Here is a 23521-nt window from a genome sequence, read left to right on the forward strand (position 1 = left end):
TTTGGAATACGATGAATGATTTAACTAATTGTTCTTTACTTAATCCAAAATATATACAAAAGAAAAAATTAGATGGTAAATTTCAGAAAATATATTTCAGGTATTACGGTTCTGACTGCTGGTTTTCTACTTGCTCAATCAACCGTTTCTACAGTTCTTTACTCTCAGAATTACGACAATAAAACAAGCTTAAACCTTCCATCGCCAGCTGCGTATGTGGAAAAAGCTATTTTGTCGCCAAAAGAACTTGTAGATATCAGTGTAAACACAATGATGACGGATCCTGTGTTGAAAAATGCAACCTGGGGATTTGTGGTCTACGACCCGAAAACGAAGAAAATAATTTCTTCTTATAACGAAAACACTCCGCTTGTTCCCGCTTCTACAACTAAGCTGTTAACTACCGAAACTGCGATGAGCATGTTGGGTGAAAACTACCGTTGGATGACGCAGTTGGAATATTCGGGAGCGATCGATGAGAACGGAACTTTAAACGGGAATCTTTATATTGTAGGAAGTGGTGACCCATCGTTGGGAACCAATAAAGCGGGAGCCTGGTCTTATAAAGATATTGTTTCAGATTTCGCAGGCGGAATGGCTCGTGAAGGTATCAAAAAGGTAAATGGTGATATTATTATTCAGACAGCGCTTTTCAAAGGTAACATTTCAGTACTTCCGGAAAATGTTGTGTGGCTAGAAAACAATAATTATTATCTTCCGGTTGGTACAACACGAGAAATCAATCCTGCAAACGAGAAACTGATTGTAAAAAAATCAATAAATCCTGCTGCTGATAAAAGATTTTTCTATGTTTCGCCGTATGCCAACAAGATGGTGTATGCCGAGAAATACGATGGGAACGGTACTTTAACAACAAAATTACCAGATGCACCCGCATTCCTTGCCAATTCATTCAGAGCAAGTTTGGTGAAAAGTGGAGTAGCAGTTACCGGAAAAGTAACTCCTAAAATGACAGATGCATCTCCTGAAATTAGAAAAATGATTTCAACTTATAAATCTCCGACTTTGGGCGACATCATTTACTATACCAATCAAAGAAGTGATAATTCTTTAGCCGAAGCTTTGCTTAAAACAGTAGGTTTCCAGAAAATGGGTGATCAGACTTCAGAATCGGGTAGAATCGTGGTTAATAATCACTTAAAAGATATTGCATTCGATTTGGAAGGGTTAAATTATATGGATGGAAGCGGTTTGTCTAGAAGTAATCATGTAACGCCAATTTCTCAGGTGAAGTTTTTGACATCTTTAATGGATGAGAAATTTTACAAAGCATATTTTAATTCTCTTCCGATTGGCGGACAGTCCGGAACGCTTAAAAGTATGTTTTTGGGAGAAGGAAACGGACAGGTTTTTGCAAAAACAGGAACATTAAATAAGGTAAAAACTTTAGCAGGATATTTAAAAACCAATTCTGGAAGAACACTTGTTTTCTCTTTGATGGTGAATAATTATTCAGGATCAGTAGGACAGGTGAAAAGCAAGATGGAAACAATTCTTAAACCGGCTTTGGATCTTTAAAAAAAATATTAATTTCATATAGAAACCTTTTAATCTTTGATTGAAAGGTTTTTTTTATCTTTAAGCTCTAATTATCTGACAATGAGAAAATTTTATATTTTATGCATAAGCATCTTTCTTATGAATACTTTATCGGCTCAACAGCAAAATGAGAATGTAGAAAAAAAAGGTTTATTAAAAAAAGAAATGAAATCTTATGCGGCTAAAATGGCTGCAGGAAATATTAATCCTAATACGTTGAACTACGATCTTCAGTATCAAAGAATGGAGGTCACTATAGATCCTGCTGTTTACAATATCTCGGGATCGGTAACTTCTCATTTCAAGCCAACACAAGCATTGAATAGTATTTATTTTGATCTTGATCTCAACCTCAATGTTTCTCAGGTAAGTTTTCATGGTCAGAATCTTGCTTTTCAGCAACTTCCAACTAAAGAGATAAAAATAGATTTTACAGCTTCTTTGCCCGCGAATGTTTTAGATTCTTTAACTATTCAATATAACGGAGCTCCAAATACAGCAGGCAATGCATTTTTCAACGGTTCTCAAGGCGGAACACCAATTCTTTCAACTTTAAATGAACCTTATGGTGCACAGGATTGGTTTCCTACAAAACAAAGTCTAAATGATAAAATTGAAAGATTTGATATTAAAGTAACGACTCCTGCTCAATATAACGTTGCCGCAAATGGGAAATTGATGTCTGAAACTGTTTTAGGAAACGGTCAAAAGCGTACTTTCTGGAGAACACAATATCCGACGGCGGCTTATCTGATTGCACTTTCAATTACAAATTTTGTAAAACTAAATGATACGATGGGAAATCCACCCTTTCCTTTTGTAAATTATATATATCCGTCTACGAATGCAAATGCAACAAGTATGGCAAATATCGATTGGACGAAAACGGTGATGAATACTTTCGAAAATTATTTCGGGCCTTATCCGTTCCGCAATGAAAAATATGGTCACATGGAATTTGAAGCCGGTGGTGGTATGGAACATCAAACCATGTCGTCAATGGGATCATGGAGTAAGCAACTTATTGCTCATGAATTGGCACATCAGTGGTTTGGTGATAAAGTAACTTGCGGAGCCTGGAATGACATTTGGCTGAATGAAGGTTTTGCTACTTTTGGAGAGCATCTTGCGTATGAAAAACTGATCATGAACAATGCCGATTTTCTCAATTATCTTTTAGGTGAAAAAAATTATATTACAAGTGTTAGCGGTGGAAGTGTCTATGTTGCAGACAGTAATCTGGGAAACATCAATTCTATTTTTAGCGGAAGATTATCGTATTCAAAAGGAGGATATGTCGTAAGAATGATTAAATGGATTTTGGGAGATACGGTATTTTATCAGGCATTAAAAGACTATCACGCAAGACCAAATCTGGCGTATAACTATGTGAAAACTGCCGATCTGAATTCTTCTTTACTTACTTCGACCGGAAAAGATTTTACAGAATTTTTTAATGACTGGATTTACGGACAAGGATATCCTACTTATGACATCCGATGGAAACAGGTTGGAAACCAAGTGACTTTCAAGGCTTCACAAACTCAGAGCCACTCGTCAGTTAGTTTTTTTGAGATGCCTTTACCGATAAAAGTTACCGGAACAGGCGGTCAGACTGCTTTTTTTGCTTTAAATAATACCTCAAATAATCAGTATTTCACAGAATCTGTAACTTTCCCTATTGCAAGCGTACAGTTTAATTATGAATATCAGATGTTAGAAAAAAACTCTACGGTTTCTCAGGATAATACTTTGAGCACTGCAGATTTTAAAAATGAAGAGTTTAGCATTTACCCTAATCCCGTTAAAGAAAATCTATTTGTTTCCGGATTAAAAAGAGAAGCAGACTATCAGATTTTCACAGCAGACGGAAGATTAGTGAAAAAAGGTAAAACTGATAAAATGATTGAAGTATCGATACTGCAAAAAGGAGTTTATTTTATTAAAATATTAAATTCAAATTTAAAATTCGTAAAAGAATAAAAAATAAATTATTGTATTGATTTTCAGTGTATATTTGTTTAAATACATAAAAATAGTACGTATGAAAACAAATTTATTTATTTTAAAATTCCTTTTAATGACATTTTTAATGTTGAATGTTGTTTCTTGTGAATCTAAAAAATCAGACAATCCTTTACTGGATACGCAATGGAATGGTTTAGCAAAAAGTCCTCAGGAAACAGAGATTATTTTAAAATTCTCTAAAGATAAATTTGATGTGCTGCAGGGAGAGAAAATCATCGAAACGATGAATTACACTCTGAATAATGGTGACATCAATATTGAAAAAAAATCTGGTGGAACACCTTGCAATGTGGGAACCAAAGGTAAATACAATTATGAAATAATAGGTGAGAATCTTGTGATGACACCTGTTTCAGACGATTGCGCAGACCGAATAAAATCTTTTCAGGGAATTGTGTACAAAAAAATTGAAATTAAAAAATAATACAAATTATTGTTTTTTTATCATAAAAGCTTTCATCCGTGAAGGCTTTTTTTTGTTTCTCAATGTCGTGAAATTGATTTCGTGAAAATACATGTCAGATGTTGATGATACAAGTGTGGTATTTGATAAATTTTGAATATTAATTAAATATAAAAAGAAATATTTAAATTACTGAGAATAAGGTACTACTTTTGCAACCCTTTACAATTATAACTGGTTGATTCATTAATTGTTAAATATTTCCTATGAAAAGAAAACTATTTATTGTAATGGCAAGTCTGTCATTTGGAGCGTTTTATTTTAAAGCGCAGATGCAAAAAATCTCTTTTGAAACTTCAGAAGGATATGTTGTTGGAAATCTAGGGGGACAACAAGGTTGGACAAACTGGGGTGGAGTTCCGGCTGCTAATGCGACGGTTGTTAATTCTAATTCCACCGATGGAAGCAATTCATTTAATATGTTAAGTACCGGAGTTGTACAAGATCAATGCGGAATTGAAAAGAATATTACAAGTTTTGTGACCAGCAATGATGTTGAAATATCTTTTGATTATAATTTTGCAGGACTCAATTCTTCATCTTATGAAATAGCAATTTACAATAACGCATTAATTTCAGATTATACAGCCTCTTTTCAAATTGATTATCTAACGGGAATATTAAGCTACAGAACGGCTACGGGATTAGCAAACGGTCCTGTTTTAGCGGCTAATCAATGGCATAATTTGAAAATAATCATTAAACAATCTGATAATACTTTACAGTATTTTGCAGATGGAACTCAGATTTATTCGGGGGCTTTGGGAGTCAACAAAAACGTACAGGCGATCGATTTCGTTTATGATGATTACGGGACTGGTTTCAGAGTTGATAATATTCAGATCAATAATCTTCCGGTGCTTTCCACTGATGAAACTGTGAAAAAAGAAGCGATAAAAATTTATCCAAATCCGACGGCAGAAACATTAACTATTGAAACAGAAAGTAAAATCACTTCAATTACAATTTTTGATGCAAAAGGGAGTCTACTTAAAAATTTTCAAGAAACCGGAATCTCCAATGGAAAAAAAATTAATGTTTCAGATTTTATTTCTGGAGTTTATATGGTGAAAGTAAAAACATTAACTTCAGAATTTACTAAGAAAATTATCAAAAAATAATATTATAGGCCGGAAGATAGATGATGGAAGTGGGGTGTTGTCGAATTGATAAAAATATTTTTTGTCGTTAATTCTGAAGTTTTATTGATTTTGTGAAGATTTAAACGGAGGCTAATTAAAACATCTAACTTCCTGCATCCATCATCCAACTTTACTCATTGCTTTTTCAGCTCGTTTGTTAGCAATTTTCACCTTATAATTAAACCATTTTTCGTTAAAAAGTTTTCTCATCACATTGTCAAAATGTCTGATGATGACTAGATTTTTAAAACCTCTCCATTTTTCAAGTAAACTTGATGGCAATGCTCGGACGGAAACAGAATATCCTTCAGTTTCATATTGAATATAATGCCACCAACCGGAAGGAATATACAAAGTTTCTCCGGGATTAATTACTGCTTCATAGCCGTTAAGAAATTTCAAAGCAGGATATTTTTCGTAATCAACTTCCTGAAGATTAGCAAGGCTGTGAAAATTATACGGGAGTTTGTACATCAAATCAGATTGTTCCCAAGGAAAAAGCCAGATTCTTTTAATTCCTTGAAATTGTGTGATGAAAACGTGAGACATATCAATGTCAATATGGTTTCTAGTAATAGAACCTTTTCCACCAAAAAACATAAATGGAAGCCATTTTAAAACTTTTCCTTTTGTTACATCTTTGTAATGAAGATCATCTTTAAGCTCTGGTTTAAGGGTCAAAAGATTAAATAAAAACAGGCGGTATTCTGTAGTTTTTGTACTGATTAAATCTAAATATTCTGAAAAAGTGGTTTCTGCCACAGGTTTACTGGCAACTCTGTCAATAGTTTCCAGCTCGCTGCCGTAGATATTTACTTTGGTTTCACCTGCTATTTCTTTGAAATATTCATAATTCCATTTTTGGAAAGCCGGACTGTCTTGTTCTATAAAATCTTTTAAAATAACAGGTTTACAGACTTTCATGTGATTGGTAATAAATTCATCTGAACTGATATTCTGTACTCTTTTTATCGGTGTCAATTTCATTATAAAGAATTAAGAAAGGTCAAATGTAATAATTATTCTACAAAATTAGTAGACTATTTGGTTTGGATTTTTTAATAATTTATAACCCAAAAAATCAATAAAGGTGCCGAAACGTATTTTGTTTAATGCCTTTTTATTAAATTAGCGCAACTTAAATTTAATTATAATGATCTCCGGAAAATATCTTGAAAATCTAAAGAACGAGCTGAAAAATATCGAAAATGACGGTCTTTTTAAAAAAGAAAGAATCATCACTTCTCAGCAAAGTGCAGAAATAGAAGCAAATGGAAAAAAGCTTTTGAACTTTTGTGCCAATAATTATTTGGGATTATCAAATCATCCTGAAGTAATGAAAGCTTCGCAGGATATGATAGAATCTCACGGTTACGGAATGTCTTCGGTACGTTTTATTTGTGGAACTCAGGATATTCACAAGCAGTTGGAAGAGAAAATTGCTGAATTTTTAGGTCTTGAAGATACCATTCTTTATGCAGCATGTTTTGATGCAAACGGTGGAGTTTTCGAACCTTTGTTTACAGAAGAAGACGCTATTATTTCAGATGAACTGAATCATGCTTCAATTATTGACGGAGTTCGTCTTTGTAAAGCTGCAAGATACCGTTATAAAAACAATAATATGGCAGATTTGGAAGCTCAGCTGATTGCGGCTTCCGAAAAAAATCACAGATTTAAAATCATCGTTACAGACGGAGTTTTCTCAATGGACGGAATTGTTGCAGACCTAAAAGGAGTTTGCGATCTTGCCGATAAATATGATGCTTTGGTAATGGTTGATGATTCTCACGCTACTGGTTTCATTGGAAAAACAGGTCGTGGAACGCATGAAGCCAATGAAGTAATGGGTAGAGTAGATATTATCACTTCTACGTTAGGAAAAGCTTTAGGTGGTGCTTTGGGCGGATTTACGTCTGGTAAAAAAGAGATTATTGATATGCTGAGACAGCGTTCTAGACCTTATTTGTTCTCAAACTCTTTGGCTCCGGGAATTGTTGGTGCAGCTTTGAAAGTTTTAGAAATGATTTCTGACGACACTTCACTTCGTGATACGGTAATGGAAAATGCAGAATATTTCAGAACGGAAATGAAAGCAAAAGGTTTTGATATTCCTGATGGAGATGCTGCAATCGTTCCTGTGATGTTATACGATGCAAAATTGGCTCAAAAAATGGCAGAAAAACTGATGGATGAAGGGATTTATGTAATTGGTTTCTTCTATCCGGTAGTTCCGAAAGAAAAAGCGAGAATTAGAGTTCAACTTTCTGCGGCACATACAAGAGAGCATTTAGATAAAGCAATTGCTGCTTTTGAAAAAGTAGGAAAAGAATTAGGCGTAATTTCTTAAAAATAAACGCTTCTACAATTGTAGAATAAAAACAGAATTTCTATATTTACTGAAATTCTGTTTTTTTATGCTTAAAAATTTCTTACTAACCCTGCTGTCAATTTTTGTTTTCGTTTCTTGTCAAACCAAAACCAATCAATACATTAAAATCTCTGATAAAGTTCAGAAACGACACGGAAAGTGGAAAGAAGAATATCCTACCGAAGAAGGAACTTTGGTTACTACAGGAAGATACAAGATAGGCGAAAAAGTGGGAATCTGGAAAACATTTGTAGGGGATAAATTATATCAAAAAGAAAAAATTGGAAGAAAGAAAACCAAAATGTTCGTTTATCATCGAAATGGAAATATCATGGAGCGAGGACAAACAAAACTTGATATTTCTGAAAACGAGCGCCATTGGTATTATTTCGGAGACTGGAAATTTTATGATGAAAACGGAAAGCTGAAGTATATTAAGAAATACACCGATGGTAAAAAAATAGACAGTGTTTCTTTTAATAAATAATTATTTTTCAGAAATATAAATTATTTTGCTGGCGAATACAGAATTGTTTTATTTTTAGCATATTAATCTTTTGAAATCTTTTGATGAAAAAAACTTTATTCCTGTTTTTTATTTGTGTTTTAGCGAGTCAGCTTTCTGCGCAGTCTGAAGATTTTAAATCGATTATTACGGTAAGTACGTTTTCACCATTTCGGGATCAGCGATATAACATTGGTTATATGCACAAAGTATCTGAAAGATGGTGGCTGGGTGCAGAAGTAGGGTATGGTTCTGAAGGAATTACGCCCTTTAACCATAATGATTTCAAAGGGAAATTTAATATGTTTGAAATTCGGCCGGAAGTTTTTTACAGTTTAAATCCCGATTCTAGATTGAAACATCTGGTTTCCGCAGAAGTTTTTTACCTGAATCATAAAGGTGATAATGTCAATGGAAATTATTATGATGAAAATGACAACTATTACTCATTCAGTTCTGCAGATTACAAACGAACTAAAGCGGGATTAAACATCAATTACAGCATCATGCTTCACAAAGAATCGTCCTGGTTCGGATTTATGCCTAAAATTGGTTTCGGAATCAGGCAAACTGATATTTCTTACAACAATGTGATGAATCGAGAAGAAGGATATGAACCGACTGATGGATTGCCATTCCAGTTTTTACTAAACAGAGAAGGTTCTACCGTTCGTTTTAATTTCAATATTGATATTAAACTTATTTTTAAATTTTAAAATAATTCAATTAATCTTCTTTAATCATCATTTTCTCATATAAAATTCACTTTTTTTCTGAAATAAACTATCTTTGCACTCAAATTTTTACGATGCTTTATACCATCATCAAGGCGTTACACATTATTTTTATGGTCAGTTATTTTGCGGGGATTTTTTATCTCGTAAGGATTTTTGTGTACTATAAAGATACCGATGCTTTTTCAGACGAAAAAAAGACGATTTTGCGAGAGCAATATACGTTTATGGCTCGAAGATTATGGAACATTATCACCGTTCCTGCCGGAGTAATCATGGCAGTTTGTGGTTTGGTCATGATTTTTTTAAATCCGGGCTTAATGAAAATGCCGTGGTTTCATTTAAAACTAACTTTCCTGATCGGATTGGCCATTTACCATTATTGGTGCTGGAAAAAAGTGAAAAAATTAGTGGAGCTTAACGGAAATACTTTAGAAACAGCCAATTTAAAATTGAGGCAGGCTAACGAAATCGCCACATTTATTTTATTTTTGGTCGTATTTACCGTTATTTTAAAATATCAGGTTATTGAATATTGGTGGCAATTAATCGTAGGATTTTTCGTTCTGGTATTCTTAATTATGATGACGGTGAAGCTCGTGAATAAGAAAAAGAAAAAGTAAAAAGAGCCAAGTAAAAATTAATAAAGTTAATAGTGAATGGTCAATTGTGAGTTAATGTAATGCCAATTATCTAAAACCTAATTCCTATAACCTAAAACCTAAATAAAACATGTTTGCAATTTTAAAAAAAGAACTTTGGAGTTATTTCGGCAACTGGAGCGCGTGGATCATCATTGCGGCATTCAGTCTGATAACGACTTTGTTTTTGTTTTTCTTCGAAAATGATTCTAATATTTTCGACATCGGAATGGCGTCTTTACAGAGCTATTTCGTTTTGGTACCTTGGTTACTGATGTTTATCATTCCGGCGTTGTCGATGAAAACTTTTGCGGAAGAGCAGCAAACGGGGACTTTAAACTGGTTGTTTTCTCAGCCTCTGAAAGTTTCAGATCTGGTTTCAGGGAAATTTCTTTCCGTTTGGGTTGTCGGGATTTTATGTCTGATTCCTTCGGTAATTTATTTTTATACGGTTTACGTTTTGGGAGTTCCTGAAGGAAATATCGATATGGGAATGACTTTCGGAAGCTATTTTGGTTTAATTATTTTGATTGCAGCATTTTCAGGAGTTGGAATTTTAGCTTCATCACTTTCTCAAAACCAGATCATGGCTTACCTTTTAGGAGTTTTCATGTGTTTCATCATGTATTTCGGAATCGAACAATTGGCGAGTTATAAATTGTTGGGCGGAGCAGATTTTATTTTGCAGAATGTAGGTTTTTATCAGCATTTCTTAGGTTTCACAAGAGGTCTTATCGATTTTAAAGATGTTGCCTATTTTGTTTTCATCATTGGTCTTACCTTAACATTGTCTAATCATTTTATCAATAAAAAGAAGTAAAAACATGAAGAAGATCAACCTAAAATCTCCGTTTGCCATTTTATTGATTGTAACTTTTGCTGTTGCATTAATTCTAGCATTTTCGGGCATCAGATTAGATTTAACCAAAGAAAAAAGATACACGCTCTCAGATAGCACAATTAAAGTTTTAGAATCTGTTAAAAAGCCTTTAACGGTAGATGTTTACCTTGAAGGAGATTTTCCGGCAAGCTTTAAACAGCTGCAGAGTGAAACTAAGTTTATGCTCGAAGAATTCAGAAAGATCAATCCAAAAATAGATTTTAAATTCATCGATCCCATAAAAACAAAAATGTCGCAAGATACTTTGATGGCAATGGGAATGCAGCCTTCGATACTTCCGGATATCAAAGACGGAAAAGTTTCGCAAATCACTTTGTTTCCTTACGCTGTTGTAAAGTACAACCAAAGAGGCGTTTCTATTCCGTTGGTGGTACAGCAGTCTAATATCAACGCGGAAGAACAATTGAGAAAGTCGATTGAAAACTTAGAATATAATTTAGTTTCAAACATCAAAGCAGTTGCTTCAGATAAAAGAAAAAAAATAGGAATTCTTGTGAATCAGGATGAGCTGAATCCCCGTGAATTTGAGGGATTTATGAATCTTGCCTTAGAAAGTTATGATGCAGGACCGATTGTTCCTAAAAATAATGTGGAAATCACTCAGGCAGATGTTCCTTTACTAAAACAAATGAGCGCTTTGGTGATTGCAAAACCTAGAAAAGCTTTCACCGACGGTGAAAAAGTAATTCTTGATCAGTACATCATGAATGGCGGAAAAACACTTTGGATGATTGATGCCGTAAATGCTGAAATGGATACTTTGACGAGATCTAAAAAAGTAATGCCTTTCCCGGTTGATATTAATATGACCGATTTCTTCTTTAATTATGGGTTAAGAATCAACCCGGCTTTGGTAAAAGATGTGAAGAAATATGCACTTTTAAAACTGGTTACCGGTGAAGTAGGAGGAAACGCACAATATACAAGTCTTCCGTGGCCGTATTTTCCTTTGGGAATTGCAGAACACGATCATCCGATTACGAAGAATATCAATCCTGTAAAACTAGAATTTCCTACATCAATAGATACCTTAGGCGGAAGGAAATTTAAAACTCATGTTTTATTTGAATCGAGTGAAAGAACTTTATTGAAGCAGGTTCCAAATTATGTTGAACTAAAAGAAATTTCCAGCGTAGACAGTCTCGGACAAATGGAAAAGCCAAGCACACCGAAAATTTTTGCCGTTGCTCTGGAAGGAAAATTTAATTCTGCTTATGCTTCAAGAATCGAAAGAAAATCTTATCCTGGCTTTAAAGCAACAAGTCCGGAAAATAAAATGATCGTGATTGCAGACGGTGATGTCGGAAGAAATAAAATCATTAAAGGACAAGCTTTACCTTTGGGAGTTGATATGCTGACTGACGAACAGTTTGGTAACGAACAGTTCCTTAGAAATGCTTTAGATTATCTTCTTGACGACAGCAATCTGATGGAACTCAGAAACAGAAACATTGAAGAACGTCTTCTAGACCGCCACAGAATCGCTGATGAAAGAACAAATTGGCAATATCTTAATTTATTTCTACCATTAGCAATCATCGGACTTTTAGGAGGTTTATTCTTCTGGTTAAGAAAAAAGAAATTCGGATAGAATGATATAGAAAAAGAGAAACTGTGAGGTTTCTCTTTTTTTTGATTTATTTTCATATTTTGTATTTAAGATCAAGAATCAATTTTTCTTTTTTCATCAATCATTTTTATTGGATTTTGTCTTACATCAAATATATCGTTAATTACAATGTTGCTTTCAACAATTCGGTAGATTATTTTATAGTTTCCTTCTAAAATATATCTGTGATTCTGGTTCAAACTTTCAAGATAAAACTCAAGTTGACCAGATTCAGGATTGCTAATGAGCTGTTTTGCAGAAGTAAGAATCTTCTGCTTTATCTTGTGAGCGATTTTTCGGTTAGCTTTTTCAACGTGATATTCGAAAATACTTTTTAGATTTCTAATCGCAAAATCAGTCCAGACAATTTTCATGTATTACCAATTTGAAGATTGTTTTTCTAAATCTTCCTGAGTTTTGAATCTTCCATTTTTAAAATCTTCTTCCGACTGTTCTATACGTTTACGGAGAGCATCGACGGAAAATGGTACAAATTCGGAATGGTCTTCTTTTTCAAATTTGGTCAAGATATAATTTTCAAGCTCTTCAAAGAATTTTTCATCTTGAATTTGAGCGAGATAAGTGATTAGATTTAATTTACGGGCTTGCAAATCCATAATCTTGATATTTTAATCAAATATACAAATTTGTAGATAGAATTTGTCTGATATCTGTATAACAGAACTCACGAAACAGAAACATTGGTTTATTTTTTGGGTTAAGAAAAAAGAAATTCGGATAGAATATAGAAAAAGAGAAACTGCAAGGTTTCTCTTTTTTTTGTTTATAAATAAATCATCTCGCATCTTTTACATATTCAATTGCTTCATCAATATTTTTTTTTAAATTTTTTATTGAATACTTTATTTTAATATCCGGAAGTAAAGGCCCCGAATAACCTTTCCAATTTTCCCAATATTTGGTTGAATATCCTACTGTAATTTTCGAATTTGGAAGACGGAATCCCCTTGTTTCCCCATAATGATTTACATTTCCGCTCGTTGGTTCTCCTACAAGAATCGAGTTGAAATTTCTTTTTAGGTCAACCGCATTCATTAGCGCAGAGGAAAAAGTTTTCTTTCCAATCAAAACATAAAGAGAACCTTTCTTATTCATGTAATTTTCACTTAATTTATCAAGAAATGGCTTTAAAATTGCCGAATTTCCGCCGCTGTTATTTCTTAAATCAAGAATTGTTTTTTCAGGTTGATGTTTGTCAATATCCCTGAATAATTCATCGTTGAAAACAGTAAACGGTTTATTATCTTGTTCTGAGCAATCCTGATAATTAAAATATATTATGTTTCCGTCATTAATGATTTCATACCAATACTTATCGTTGTTTCTATATCTTAAAAGTTTTGAAAACGGTTCGTGGAAATTATGTTTTTGTACCGAAGAAATTAAATATTTTTGTTGATTCAAAATGAAATTTGCATTTGTCGATGAGTCTATAATTTTCAGACCTTTTAAAACTCTTGGATTATTGATAAAGTTTTGAAAATAAATTTCAAAATAAGATTGATTATCACTTTTTATGATTTTTCTAAAGTCTTTGATGACTTCATTGGTCGTTTTGTTTTCTACTCCGTTAAGTTTTTTATAAAGTAAATTAGAATGCAGGGAATCTGTTTTTGTCACATAGATCCCTTCTTTAAAAAAATCAAAATTTATGGGGAACTTTGTTTTGTAGATAGGCTCAATTCTTGTGTGTTCATCACCAATTTCTTTGATTAATTTGTAAAGTTCAATTTCAAAAATTTCATTATTCAATGTTTTGCTTTTCTGCGCTATTTGTTCAATTTTTTGATTAAATTCTTCTTCAGAAATTTTCGCAAACAAATTCTTATGTCTTTTGGGTAATTCTTTTTTTAGAAATTCTAAATCTTCAACGAATTGTTGCGCAGTCAGATTTTGAGCACCTAATTTTAGAATTGAAAAGAAAAAAATAGCGGAAGTAATAAAAAACTTTAGTCGAGTTTTAAGGAGAATTAATTTTTTCATTTTATGTTTTAATTTAAAGACAACTTTAAAGACAATTTTATTACAAAATTCCTAAAAATAAAAATTGATTTAGTCTTTATTCTTCTGGTTAAGAAAAAAGAAATTTGGATAGAATGATATATAAAAAGAGAGACTGTGAGGTTTCTCTTTTGTTTTATTAAGATACAATTAGTGTGAACTATTATTTCCAAGTGTAGTTTTTACTCCAGTTATAAAAACGTTGGATCTCATTAGCATTGTCTTGATGATATTTTTTTACATCTTCAGCCTGGGAAGGAAGAAAGGCAATGTAGGCAAAAGGCTCAACTAAATTTTTCTCTTTCAGTTCAATAAAATAAGGAGCTAAAAATTCCCAATAAAAACCTTTGTTATCTTCTTGTCCTTCTTTTAGAACGGCAAAAATACTTTCAAATTTATCGATAGCTTTCTCACATTGTGTTTTATCTTTGTTTTTTTCGTCAAAATCTAAAGCTGCAGTCATTGACAAAACCATATCCGCCGTAGAGAAATTATTGATTCCTTTCTTTTTTTTGCCCACATCTTCCATTGCCTTAGGGTCAATAGCCAATGTGATATTTTTATCATCAGTTTGAGTAACTCCCTGTTGCATCAAATCTATTACAGAGTCTAAGTGTCCTTTTGCACGGGAAGTTTTATTATCAACAGCAAGATACCTTAATGAAGCTAAAATAGATATAATCCTCTTGTCACGATTTAACGCGGCTAAGCCATTCAAAGATCCAGGATGATTTGGATTAAGCGTGGCTGATTTTTGAAATAATTCTAAAGATTTTTCAATTTGCTTATCGTTAACTAAAGTAATTGCTTTATTAAAATATAATTGATAGTAATTCGGATACTTTTTTATCCCCTCATCATAAATTTTTAATGCTTCCTTTGTTCTTTTAGAATGATCAAGAGTGTTTCCATAAGTAATATAAATCGTTTTTATATCTTCTTTGGGATAAATATTAATTGCAAGTTTACACATATCGATGGCTTCATCGTACTTTTTTAAAGCTTCAAGTGTCATTGCTTTTTCTGAAATTGCAAACAAATTATTTTTATCAAGATTAAGGGCTTCTTCATATTTATCAAGTGCATCATTGTATTTACCTTTGTCATGAAGTAAAATACCTTCATTAACCTTTATTTCAGCCTCGTTTTTGTTTTGGGAAAAACTAAGGATAGGAAATAAAATTAATAACAGAATTGTTTTCATATTTTTTTTAGTTTTTAATAGAGTTTAAAGATAAAGTTTTCAGATAATAAAATTAATTTCTGCATTTTTATATTTCATAATATTCAACCAATTTTTTAAGTTTAATTAAAGCATGTTGTAATTCATCCTGCTCGACTCCGTATTCTTTTATTTCGCCATCTTTTTTAAATTCAGAGATATTAAATCCTTCTTCTATATCGTTGTAATAAAGTACAAGGTTTTTATATTTTGCGACTGCCCAAAAACCTTCGCCTTTATTTCCAAATTCATGTTCAGTCCATTTTGTAGGAGTAAATTTTATTTCATTCCAAAATTGAAAGTTTTCGGGACTCATTTCTTTTTCTCCTTTTGAAATTTCTAAAGATAATTCTTCTAATGTTATCGGTTCCCAATTCATAAATTGAATTTTATTATAATTAAGTGAAAAATAAAATCGCTATCGTAAGCAAAATCCAGAATATTATAATTGGCATATTGCAAAGAATCAAAATGTAATGTTTCTTTCTATTCTCATTAATCTTTGGAATTATAAAGGCAATATTTAAAATAGTTAAAAGGCCTGCAATTCCGTGAAAAGCAAAGACGATCATTACTGAAAGTGCCCAGATTTCATTTAATTCCCCATATCGATATGATTCTGGGACTATTTTAGGTAATAGTAATGCAGAAACGAATAATACATTTGATAAAATCGTAAAAATTTTGATGCTATATTTTATTTCCACAGATATTTGAACATTTAAATTTTAAAAATAAATTGTGATAATGAAGTTTTTCAAATATAAAACAAATCAACGAATCGAGACTTTCTAAACGATTTTCAGCTAATTAATCATTTTAAACTCCAATTTTCAAAAGTTTTTTATACTTTTAGTCTTTTCTTATCCTATGTTAATCATTAAATCTTCAATTTTTCGGAGGTTTGCAGAGTAAAAACAAAATAAAAGTTTTGAGGTTATTAGGATAACAAACAATATTAATATTAAATACATTTAAAAAAATGAAGAAAATTGGCGTAATCGCTTTGGCAAGTTTAGGGTTACTTCTTGCATCATGTGGCGATAAAAAAGAAGCTGCAACTGCAGGTCAGGAACAATCAGTAGCTGAAAAGAAAGGAGAAGTTCTTACTGTTGATACAGTAGCTTCTAAAGTAAATTGGAAAGCTTTCCATAAAGGAGGTTTTGCACCTCGTTGGGGAACTCTTTCTGTAAGCACGGGAGAATTATCTGTTGCTGATAACCAATTGACATCTGGTGAGTTTTTAATCGATATGAAGTCGATCAAAGTAGATCCTGCTTCTGTAACTGAAAAAGACAAAAAATATACAGATCTTGAAGGTCACCTTAAAAGTGCTGACTTTTTTAACGTAGAAAAGTTCCCAACTGCTGATTTCAAAATCACTAAAGTTGAAGATCTTGCTGCAGGTGCTCAAAACGCTGTGGAAGGTGCAAACAAAACTGTAAGCGGAAACCTTACTTTATTAGGAAAAACAATGAACGTAACTTTCCCTGCAAAAGTAGATATCGTAGAAAAATCTGCTACTTTGAAAGCTCAGTTTACAGTAAACCGTGCTGATTGGGGAATTAAATTCGGAACTGACGAAACTGATCCAGCAGAATGGATGATCAGCAAAGATATCGAGATCGGTATCGACGTAAAAGCAGACCAAAAATAAGTAAGAACATCAATCAATATAAAGACATCTGTAGCAACGCAGATGTCTTTGTTGTTTTTTTAGCTAAAATTTGATAAAAAGGTGAGACCTAGGAAACTGTAGCATTAAGAAAACTTAAAATGATTCAGTTTTTCAAAATCAGATTTTTCAAAAATATTACTGATGAGTCCGTTTTCTAAAATAACGATTCGGTCGCAAGTATGAAAAAGTGTTTCGATAATATGTGAACTGATCATCACTATTTTATTGCTTTGCTTCAATTCACGGATGATGTCATACAATAAATGAACGCCTTCGAAATCGACGCCATTAAATGGTTCATCTAAAATATTGATGGGTTTGTCGAGCATCAACATTCCGATTAAGGCTAGCTTCTTTTTCATTCCACTTGAGTAATATTGTACATATTTTTCTAACGGAAGCTGAAATTTTTCAGCCAGTTCTATCGTTTTCAGAAGTTTGTCTTTTGCGAAATAAGAAAGATATTCTCTTCCCGTAATGTAAGGGTAAAAATAATTTTCGGTTTCAAGATAAGAAATGTTTTCACGGAGAAGTTTTTGCTTTTTCCACAAAATTTCACCGCTGTATTTCTGACTTTGATATAAAGATTCAAACAGTGTCGTTTTGCCTGCTCCGTTTTTCCCGAGAATGCCTACAATAATACCTTCTTCAATTTCTAAATTCAGACTCTGAAGTACATCTTTATCTTTAAAACTGACCGATAAATTTTTAATTTCCAACATATTTGCTGATGTTTTTTTGTGCTTCTTTACTATTTATACGAATCATAATCAATGCGGGGATGATTAACATGCTGTACACGAAATATTCTATAAAAACTACGATACTGAAGTAATTGGCTTTTTCATGATGATGATATAGCTTGTATTTTCTGGTAAGAATCAGTAAGAAATAGCAGTTCATAAAGAAAATATAGTATAAAAGATATAAGCTTTCATCAAAGTTTAAAACTAAAAATCCAAGATAGGTTGGCAAGAGAAGTGCATTGAAAAAAAAGACATTTTTATGAATTTTTTCTTTCAGACTGATCTTCTTAAAATAAACCTCGAGCATTTCTTTGTTCTCGTTATTTTCATACACATGCGAGAGATAATCTAAAAGGAAAATTCCGCATAAAATTAAACTTACGCGATGATACGCTGAAGCAATCAATATGATGTAGGTAAGAATAAACATCCAAGTGTTTTTGCGCATATAACTTTTCCATTCAAAAAGATTATTGGAAATAAAATTCCACTGGAGAGTAGGGAACGGTTTAGATTTAGGCTGCAAAAAGCATAGTAAAACGATTGCTAAAAACATCAGTAAGCCAAATTTTTCAATCTTATAATTGATGTTTGCCATTATAAAAAGCGTGTAGATAAAAGCAGATTCCAGGAAAATTAGGAGTCGCCAATTACCGATAAATATTTTTTTCAGAAACGGAATATCTTTTCTATTGATATGAAATACCAATACAATTGAAAAATAAAGTAGCGGATAAAAAATAGTTTGCGGGAGTTTAACAATCATCAGTGCGCCAAAAACCAAAAAAATAGGTAAACTGACTTTAGGATTAAAATTAAAAATCCTAAAACTCTGATTAAATCTAAACTGAAAATGGTGGAAAATTTTATGCAATGAGATTATTTTAACATTATAAAGTCTGCATAATTTAAAATACGACAATTATTCAAACCATTTTGTAACCTTTCAAAGATATAAAAATCGAGCTTAAATATCACCTAATAAGGAAAATTTAAGTTTCCTAAACAAAAAAAGAGAAACTTTGAAGTCTCTCTTTTTTATTAAATGTTTTTAGAATTCCACAAAAGTTACCAAGGGCTAATTCCTGTTTCATCTTCAATATCATTGCTGTAAAATTGTCCGGTTGGCGCATTTTCATCAGTCACTGTATGTTTAATAATGAAAGATGCGGCACTTTCTACGGAACCCGGCCCGCTGTGATGATTAAAATCGGTCGCCGTATAACCGGGATCAATCACATTTACTTTGAATGGTAATTCTCTCAACTCATAAGCTAAAACAATTGTGTAGGCGTTCAAAGCAGATTTTGATGATCCGTAAGCAGCGGCTTTTACGTGATAATATTTCCAGTTTGGATCACTGTGTAAGGTCAATGAGCCTAATCCTGAAGTGATATTGCTGATTCTTGGGCTGTCTGATTTTTTTAGTAAATCTAAAAAAGCTTGGGTCACACTGATTACGCCAAAGAAATTGGTGTCAAAAACCTCCTGAATATCTTTTACGGAAGTTTCGACTGCAGTCTGAGGATTAACGCCTAAAATTCCGGCATTATTTATTAAAATATCCAATTTACCCTGTTCGTTTTCAATGATATTTTTAGCTTTTGAAATAGAATCGGGATTGGTAACATCTATTTCGATGGCTTTGATGTTTTGAAATCCTTTTTCAGCCAATTCTTTTACCACTTCTTCACCTTTTGCAAGACTCCGGCTTCCGAGATAGACAAATAATCCTTTTTGTGAAAGCTGTTTTGAAGTTTCCAGTCCGATACTTCTGTTGGCTCCTGTAATTAATACTGTTTGCATTTTATTTATTTTTAATGATACAAAATTCAGTCAATTAAGTAAGATAGCATTTGCCATTTGGCAAAAAGAGAAGGGTTTTTAGAACGAATTTTTAAGTTTAGAATATCTACAAAACTTTCAGTGTCTAGCTATTCACTTTTTAGCGAATGTTTTTTCTGATTCTGCTTAGAGAAGATTGCGTTACTCCCAGATATGAAGCAATGTAAGAAAGCGGAATTCTGTTAACGGCTGTAGGGTAAATTTCGAGAAATTTCAAATAACGGGTTGTGGCATCTTCGGATACAAGCGGGCTTCTCCTTTCAACTTTCTGAATCAAAGCTCTAGAAATGATTTTATGAACAATAGCGTCAAATCCAACAATGGTCTGCAAAAGTTCGAGCCAGTCTTTTCTTTGAAAAATAATCATTTTACAGTCTGTAACCGCCTGAACATACGAACTCGAGCACATTTGATTATCAAAACTTTCAAGATCTACAACCAAATTGTTTTCTTCTATAAAATATTTTGTAATCTCTTCACTTTTATTGTTATAATAGCAAACCCGAAGGATTCCATCTACGACAAATCCAACTTGTTTGGCTATTTTTCCTGCTTCTGAAAAATATTCTTCCTTAGAAAGATGAATTTCAATGGCTTTATTAGAAATAAAATCGACTTGCTGCTTATTAAGGTTTCCAAATTTTAGGATAAAGTCAAATAATTCTTTCATGTTTGCAATTTAGGCAAAGAAATTTTCACGGCATTTGTCATTTGGTAAAAAACAAAAAAAAGAGAAACTCTAAAGTTCCTCTTTTGAAAATTTTATTAGCAACAATCCCAATTAAACCACGCTTTCTCAAAACGTCTGTTTTTTAAATCTTCCGGATTAATAAAGAAATTGGCTACCCCTGAATCTCCGAACATAATTTCTTCATCGGTATCAATCTGTAATAACAGCAAGTCTTGCTTAAGATCTTTGTTGTAATCTCTGACATCTGCTTGCGTAAAATAGGCATAGCCTCCTATTTTGTGACCGGTTCCATCAATAATTTTATTTAATTCTTCTGCCTGATCTTTTGTGAGAGTTTCCTGAAAATCCCAGTAATCTTTATCATTAAACCTCATGTTAAATCGCAGATCTTCAGAACTTCCATATTCAATTTCTTTATTGAAATCAAGCTTGTGTTCACAATAAATAGGAGATTCTTCATAAAGATCTTCTGTTAAAAAAGAAAAATCAGTTTGAAATTCTTCAGTGATATCACTATGAAAAACAACCTTATAATCATCCATATCAAACCATTCTGAAGATACGAAAAACTGCAATATTCCCTAGTTTGGATAACCATCAAGAGCGGGAATATCAGCTAAATTGATTTGTGCCCAGAGAACCACCGGTTTATTTTCTTTGTCTTTAGGGTACTCCATATCTTTCGGTAAATATGGCTTTCCTAAAAATTTGCTGTCAGAAATCTCAAGAGATTCTTCTTTTTTAAGAGGCGTTGCAACAATTTTTATCGTTTCAAGTTTGTATTTTTCAAGTTTTGTTTTAAACTCAGTAAGAAATTCGGGTATCATTTGTAGCTTTTCTAGTTATTAGTTCTTTTCAAATGCAGGAATTAAATGTTCCCAATTAAGCTGTTTAGCATAATCAAAAGCAGATTTCCCTTTGTTTGTTTTTAAATGTTTATCGGCTCCGGCTTCAAGCAGTACTTCTACAGAGCTTAGATTGCCTGCAATCGTTTCACGGTGAAGAAGTGTAAATCCTTCTTCATCAATATTTGTTAATTCGTTAGGATACTCCTCAAGAAATTTTACAAAATCTTCTTTCATATTTCTGCTCATCGGATGTTCGATGAGGTTTTCAGGCTTTTCACTTTGTTCGTTCACCACTTCAATCTCATTATAGTCTCCAAAATCGAGTTGCCATGCTTCATCATGATCTCTTCTTTCTGATTCCGACATATCAGCGCGCATTTTTTGAATAGTAAATCCACCATAAGCTTTTGGAATAGGCTCTGCGGATGAAGAAAATAATTTTGAAAAACCTTTTGCTTTTTTCTGCATCGGAGTTATTGCAAAAAGCCAGTCGCTGATTTCATTTAAAGGAATTTCAAAGTAATCGCCGGGCTGTATTGTTGTCAAATCATTGGGTTCGTTGATGAGATATCCACTCACTGTATCGCCATCAAAACTGATGTCATTCATCCACATATGTTCTACGATTTTATCTCCATCGGGATCAATTTCTGAAAAAGAGGCTTTTACACAGGCAATGTTTAGTCCCGGGATGATTCTTCGGTATTCCCAAGACAGTTCTCTCCAGAAATATTTAAAAGTTTCCTGCGCTTTCTTGTACGCTTCAATCATTTTTGGGTCTTTTCCGTCTGTAAAAATAAACGAGTTGTTTTCCATTGTATTTTAAAAATTTTGTGATTTACTTTAAGTCAATATCAGAATGCATTTGGCTGAAAAACCTTATGAACAAGTAAATGTTGTCTTTTTTTGGTAGTACTAAAATACGGAAAATATTTAAACGGAAGTTTAAATTGTGGTATGTTTTAATAAAAACTTAATTACTATAAATTTTCCAGATCGTTGAGAAGATTGTCGGGATTATAGTTGTATTTTTCGGGAAGTTCAGCTCCATAAAGAAAATGCTCAAAATATAAAGGTGGTAAGCCTACGGATTTTCTTCTTTTATCAAGATTTTCTATATCAAAATAGGCTGTTTTGTTAAAGTTTAGATTTCCTAAAGTTTGTAATGTATAAAGAGATCCTTCACCTGTTTTGTTAATAGAATCCTTTGTAGAGTTTTCATATTCATAAAAGTCAACAAAAAAATCTTTATTGACATTATCTTTTTCAATTTCTTTCCGGAGATAGGGTGTGAAAAAGTTCCATACAAAATCATTCTCTTTATAAGAACCTCGGTGGTGCCACAATAAAACCCATGCACGAGATTCCCAGCCATATTTTTTAGTAAGCTCGATGAGATTGGTAATGTTCGTTGAATCTATTTTTGTAGCTAACTTACCAAAAACATTATCCTCTTTCCTTATAAGCTGATCTGTGGCAATTAAGCTTTGAATTTTCATATATGCTGCGGGATTCTTGAGCTCACGATAATACTGGTTTTCCAAATCATCATATTGAGCTAAAACTTCCTTCATTTCTTTAGACTCTTTGTAGGGTTGAAGGTTTTTAAAATTCCTTAAAAAATCTAATGGAGCTAATTGTTTGGTAATACTTTGGATAAGTAATTCTTTGGCGGTTTTACTTTTTTTAAGTTTAAAAGCAATTGCTGCAGCTTCTAAATAGACATCGCTATTTGGATTTTTTGGGTTAAGCTTAATGGCCTCCAAATAATGATTTAAAGCTTTTTGATCTTCTTTCTGATGAGCATAATATTCTGCCAAATAAATTTGTTTCTGTGATTTAAAAACATTTTGCGCAGAAGTGAAAGTAAATGCTAATAGAATAAGTAGCAGGAAAAACTTTTTCATAAGTGTGTTTTCTTTTAATATATAAATTATTCGTATCGATTTAAATTTTAAACATCTTTTATAAAATCCTCATATTCATAATAGAACCTCTCAAAGCCATCCATTTTTTCGACAAAAAACTCGAAAGCTTCCCGCCATGTATTTTTATTGAACACAGAAATTCCTTCTTTTTCAACCCAGATTCTGCTGATGACTTTTCCATTTTCTAATGTATAAAATTCTTCTTTATGAAAATCACCAATAAAATCTTTTAGGATATTTTCAAGCGACCATATTTTATTGTAATAAGCATCTCTGAAAACTTCATCTTTCATTTCGATATCCAAAGAAACTTCTGCTTTTTTCTTGTCGGCATAAAATTTAAATGAAAAATCCTTGATCTTGGTATTATACAAAAGCCATTTTCTCGGAAACGATTTTCCGAAAGCCGTCCAAAACTCTTTTTTTAATTGCTGCGCTTCTTCTTTACTGAACATGAAACAAATTTAGGTAAAAAGTGAAAAGAGTCAAGTAAAAAGTGGAAAGAAACAAATGAAAAAAAATGTTTTTGGAGTCACCCTTTTTACTTTTAGCTTTTGCCTTGGCTCTTCAATATTTTTTTTCCTATT

Annotated in this window: 24 protein-coding genes and 1 pseudogene; 11 read left to right on the forward strand and 14 right to left on the reverse strand. The window is 32.5% G+C overall.

Annotated elements, in window-relative coordinates; genetic code table 11:
* The first annotated feature begins 72 nt into the window (after window positions 1-72).
* The 4 genes from dacB (at window position 73) to EG358_RS09100 (ending at window position 5172) form a co-directional block, all read left to right on the forward strand.
* Window positions 73-1539, forward strand: coding sequence for a D-alanyl-D-alanine carboxypeptidase/D-alanyl-D-alanine endopeptidase (gene dacB / locus EG358_RS09085; RefSeq protein WP_076562219.1), 1467 nt, complete (start codon window positions 73-75; stop codon window positions 1537-1539).
* Window positions 1540-1659: 120 nt separating this feature from the next.
* A complete protein-coding gene (locus EG358_RS09090; RefSeq protein ID WP_228421459.1) occupies window positions 1660-3543 on the forward strand; it encodes a M1 family aminopeptidase in 1884 nt (627 codons plus the stop codon).
* Window positions 3544-3604: 61 nt separating this feature from the next.
* Window positions 3605-4012 (forward strand): hypothetical protein, encoded by a 408-nt coding sequence (locus EG358_RS09095; RefSeq protein WP_076562217.1) that lies wholly within the window; start codon window positions 3605-3607, stop codon window positions 4010-4012.
* Between the two features lie 245 nt (window positions 4013-4257).
* Window positions 4258-5172 (forward strand): T9SS type A sorting domain-containing protein, encoded by a 915-nt coding sequence (locus EG358_RS09100; protein WP_076562216.1) that lies wholly within the window; start codon window positions 4258-4260, stop codon window positions 5170-5172.
* Window positions 5173-5313: 141 nt separating this feature from the next.
* Here the strand turns inward: EG358_RS09100 and EG358_RS09105 are convergent, their stop codons facing one another.
* Window positions 5314-6180: a cupin-like domain-containing protein gene (locus EG358_RS09105; RefSeq protein WP_076562215.1), complete on the reverse strand. Its 867-nt coding sequence runs from the start codon at window positions 6178-6180 to the stop codon at window positions 5314-5316.
* Between the two features lie 166 nt (window positions 6181-6346).
* Here EG358_RS09105 and kbl point away from each other — a divergent pair, with 166 nt between their 5' ends.
* The 6 genes from kbl to gldG all read left to right on the forward strand — a co-directional run bounded on the left by kbl (window position 6347) and on the right by gldG (window position 11936).
* Window positions 6347-7543 carry a glycine C-acetyltransferase gene (kbl, locus tag EG358_RS09110; RefSeq protein WP_076562214.1) on the forward strand — a complete coding sequence of 399 codons (1197 nt, stop codon included), beginning with the start codon at window positions 6347-6349 and terminating at the stop codon, window positions 7541-7543.
* Window positions 7544-7610: 67 nt separating this feature from the next.
* The gene (locus EG358_RS09115) at window positions 7611-8051 is read left to right on the forward strand and encodes a toxin-antitoxin system YwqK family antitoxin (RefSeq protein WP_083677091.1); all 441 of its coding nucleotides are present in this window, start codon (window positions 7611-7613) and stop codon (window positions 8049-8051) included.
* Window positions 8052-8134: 83 nt separating this feature from the next.
* Window positions 8135-8785 carry a hypothetical protein gene (locus tag EG358_RS09120; protein ID WP_076562213.1) on the forward strand — a complete coding sequence of 217 codons (651 nt, stop codon included), beginning with the start codon at window positions 8135-8137 and terminating at the stop codon, window positions 8783-8785.
* 92 nt (window positions 8786-8877) lie between these two features.
* Entirely contained in the window at window positions 8878-9426 is a 549-nt protein-coding gene (locus EG358_RS09125) for a CopD family protein (RefSeq protein ID WP_076562212.1), read from the forward strand.
* Between the two features lie 109 nt (window positions 9427-9535).
* A complete protein-coding gene (locus EG358_RS09130) occupies window positions 9536-10264 on the forward strand; it encodes an ABC transporter permease subunit (RefSeq protein WP_076562211.1) in 729 nt (242 codons plus the stop codon).
* A 4-nt stretch (window positions 10265-10268) separates the two neighbouring features.
* A complete protein-coding gene (gldG, locus tag EG358_RS09135; protein WP_076562210.1) occupies window positions 10269-11936 on the forward strand; it encodes a gliding motility-associated ABC transporter substrate-binding protein GldG in 1668 nt (555 codons plus the stop codon).
* A gap of 71 nt (window positions 11937-12007) precedes the next feature.
* On the opposite strand, the gene EG358_RS09140 is transcribed toward gldG, so the two are convergent.
* The 5 genes from EG358_RS09140 to EG358_RS09160 form a co-directional block, all read right to left on the reverse strand.
* Window positions 12008-12328 carry a type II toxin-antitoxin system RelE/ParE family toxin gene (locus tag EG358_RS09140; RefSeq protein ID WP_076562209.1) on the reverse strand — a complete coding sequence of 107 codons (321 nt, stop codon included), beginning with the start codon at window positions 12326-12328 and terminating at the stop codon, window positions 12008-12010.
* A 3-nt stretch (window positions 12329-12331) separates the two neighbouring features.
* Window positions 12332-12571 carry a hypothetical protein gene (locus EG358_RS09145; protein WP_076562208.1) on the reverse strand — a complete coding sequence of 80 codons (240 nt, stop codon included), beginning with the start codon at window positions 12569-12571 and terminating at the stop codon, window positions 12332-12334.
* Between the two features lie 178 nt (window positions 12572-12749).
* A complete protein-coding gene (locus EG358_RS09150) occupies window positions 12750-13958 on the reverse strand; it encodes a S41 family peptidase (RefSeq protein WP_076562207.1) in 1209 nt (402 codons plus the stop codon).
* 181 nt (window positions 13959-14139) lie between these two features.
* Window positions 14140-15180: a tetratricopeptide repeat protein gene (locus EG358_RS09155; protein WP_076562206.1), complete on the reverse strand. Its 1041-nt coding sequence runs from the start codon at window positions 15178-15180 to the stop codon at window positions 14140-14142.
* Window positions 15181-15247: 67 nt separating this feature from the next.
* Window positions 15248-15577: a hypothetical protein gene (locus EG358_RS09160; protein ID WP_083677090.1), complete on the reverse strand. Its 330-nt coding sequence runs from the start codon at window positions 15575-15577 to the stop codon at window positions 15248-15250.
* Window positions 15578-16180: 603 nt separating this feature from the next.
* Here EG358_RS09160 and EG358_RS09165 point away from each other — a divergent pair.
* Window positions 16181-16855: a YceI family protein gene (locus EG358_RS09165; RefSeq protein WP_076562205.1), complete on the forward strand. Its 675-nt coding sequence runs from the start codon at window positions 16181-16183 to the stop codon at window positions 16853-16855.
* 104 nt (window positions 16856-16959) lie between these two features.
* On the opposite strand, the gene EG358_RS09170 is transcribed toward EG358_RS09165, so the two are convergent.
* The 8 genes and pseudogenes from EG358_RS09170 to EG358_RS09205 form a co-directional block, all read right to left on the reverse strand.
* Entirely contained in the window at window positions 16960-17598 is a 639-nt protein-coding gene (locus EG358_RS09170; protein WP_076562204.1) for an ABC transporter ATP-binding protein, read from the reverse strand.
* Window positions 17585-18220 carry a hypothetical protein gene (locus EG358_RS09175; protein WP_228421457.1) on the reverse strand — a complete coding sequence of 212 codons (636 nt, stop codon included), beginning with the start codon at window positions 18218-18220 and terminating at the stop codon, window positions 17585-17587. Before EG358_RS09175 ends, EG358_RS09170 begins: the two co-directional genes overlap by 14 nt.
* Window positions 18221-18690: 470 nt before the next feature.
* Window positions 18691-19428: an SDR family NAD(P)-dependent oxidoreductase gene (locus EG358_RS09180; RefSeq protein WP_076562202.1), complete on the reverse strand. Its 738-nt coding sequence runs from the start codon at window positions 19426-19428 to the stop codon at window positions 18691-18693.
* Window positions 19429-19567: 139 nt separating this feature from the next.
* Window positions 19568-20137 (reverse strand): Crp/Fnr family transcriptional regulator, encoded by a 570-nt coding sequence (locus EG358_RS09185; RefSeq protein ID WP_076562201.1) that lies wholly within the window; start codon window positions 20135-20137, stop codon window positions 19568-19570.
* A gap of 95 nt (window positions 20138-20232) precedes the next feature.
* Window positions 20233-20985, reverse strand: a pseudogene (locus EG358_RS09190) (YwqG family protein).
* Between the two features lie 18 nt (window positions 20986-21003).
* On the reverse strand, window positions 21004-21822 hold the full coding sequence (locus tag EG358_RS09195; RefSeq protein ID WP_076562200.1) for a DUF2314 domain-containing protein: 819 nt from the start codon (window positions 21820-21822) through the stop codon (window positions 21004-21006).
* 164 nt (window positions 21823-21986) lie between these two features.
* On the reverse strand, window positions 21987-22913 hold the full coding sequence (locus EG358_RS09200) for a tetratricopeptide repeat protein (protein ID WP_076562199.1): 927 nt from the start codon (window positions 22911-22913) through the stop codon (window positions 21987-21989).
* A gap of 47 nt (window positions 22914-22960) precedes the next feature.
* Window positions 22961-23389 carry a DUF4268 domain-containing protein gene (locus EG358_RS09205; RefSeq protein ID WP_076562198.1) on the reverse strand — a complete coding sequence of 143 codons (429 nt, stop codon included), beginning with the start codon at window positions 23387-23389 and terminating at the stop codon, window positions 22961-22963.
* Window positions 23390-23521: the final 132 nt, after the last annotated feature.

This window comes from Chryseobacterium indoltheticum (assembly GCF_003815915.1).
GTDB lineage: Bacteria > Bacteroidota > Bacteroidia > Flavobacteriales > Weeksellaceae > Chryseobacterium > Chryseobacterium indoltheticum.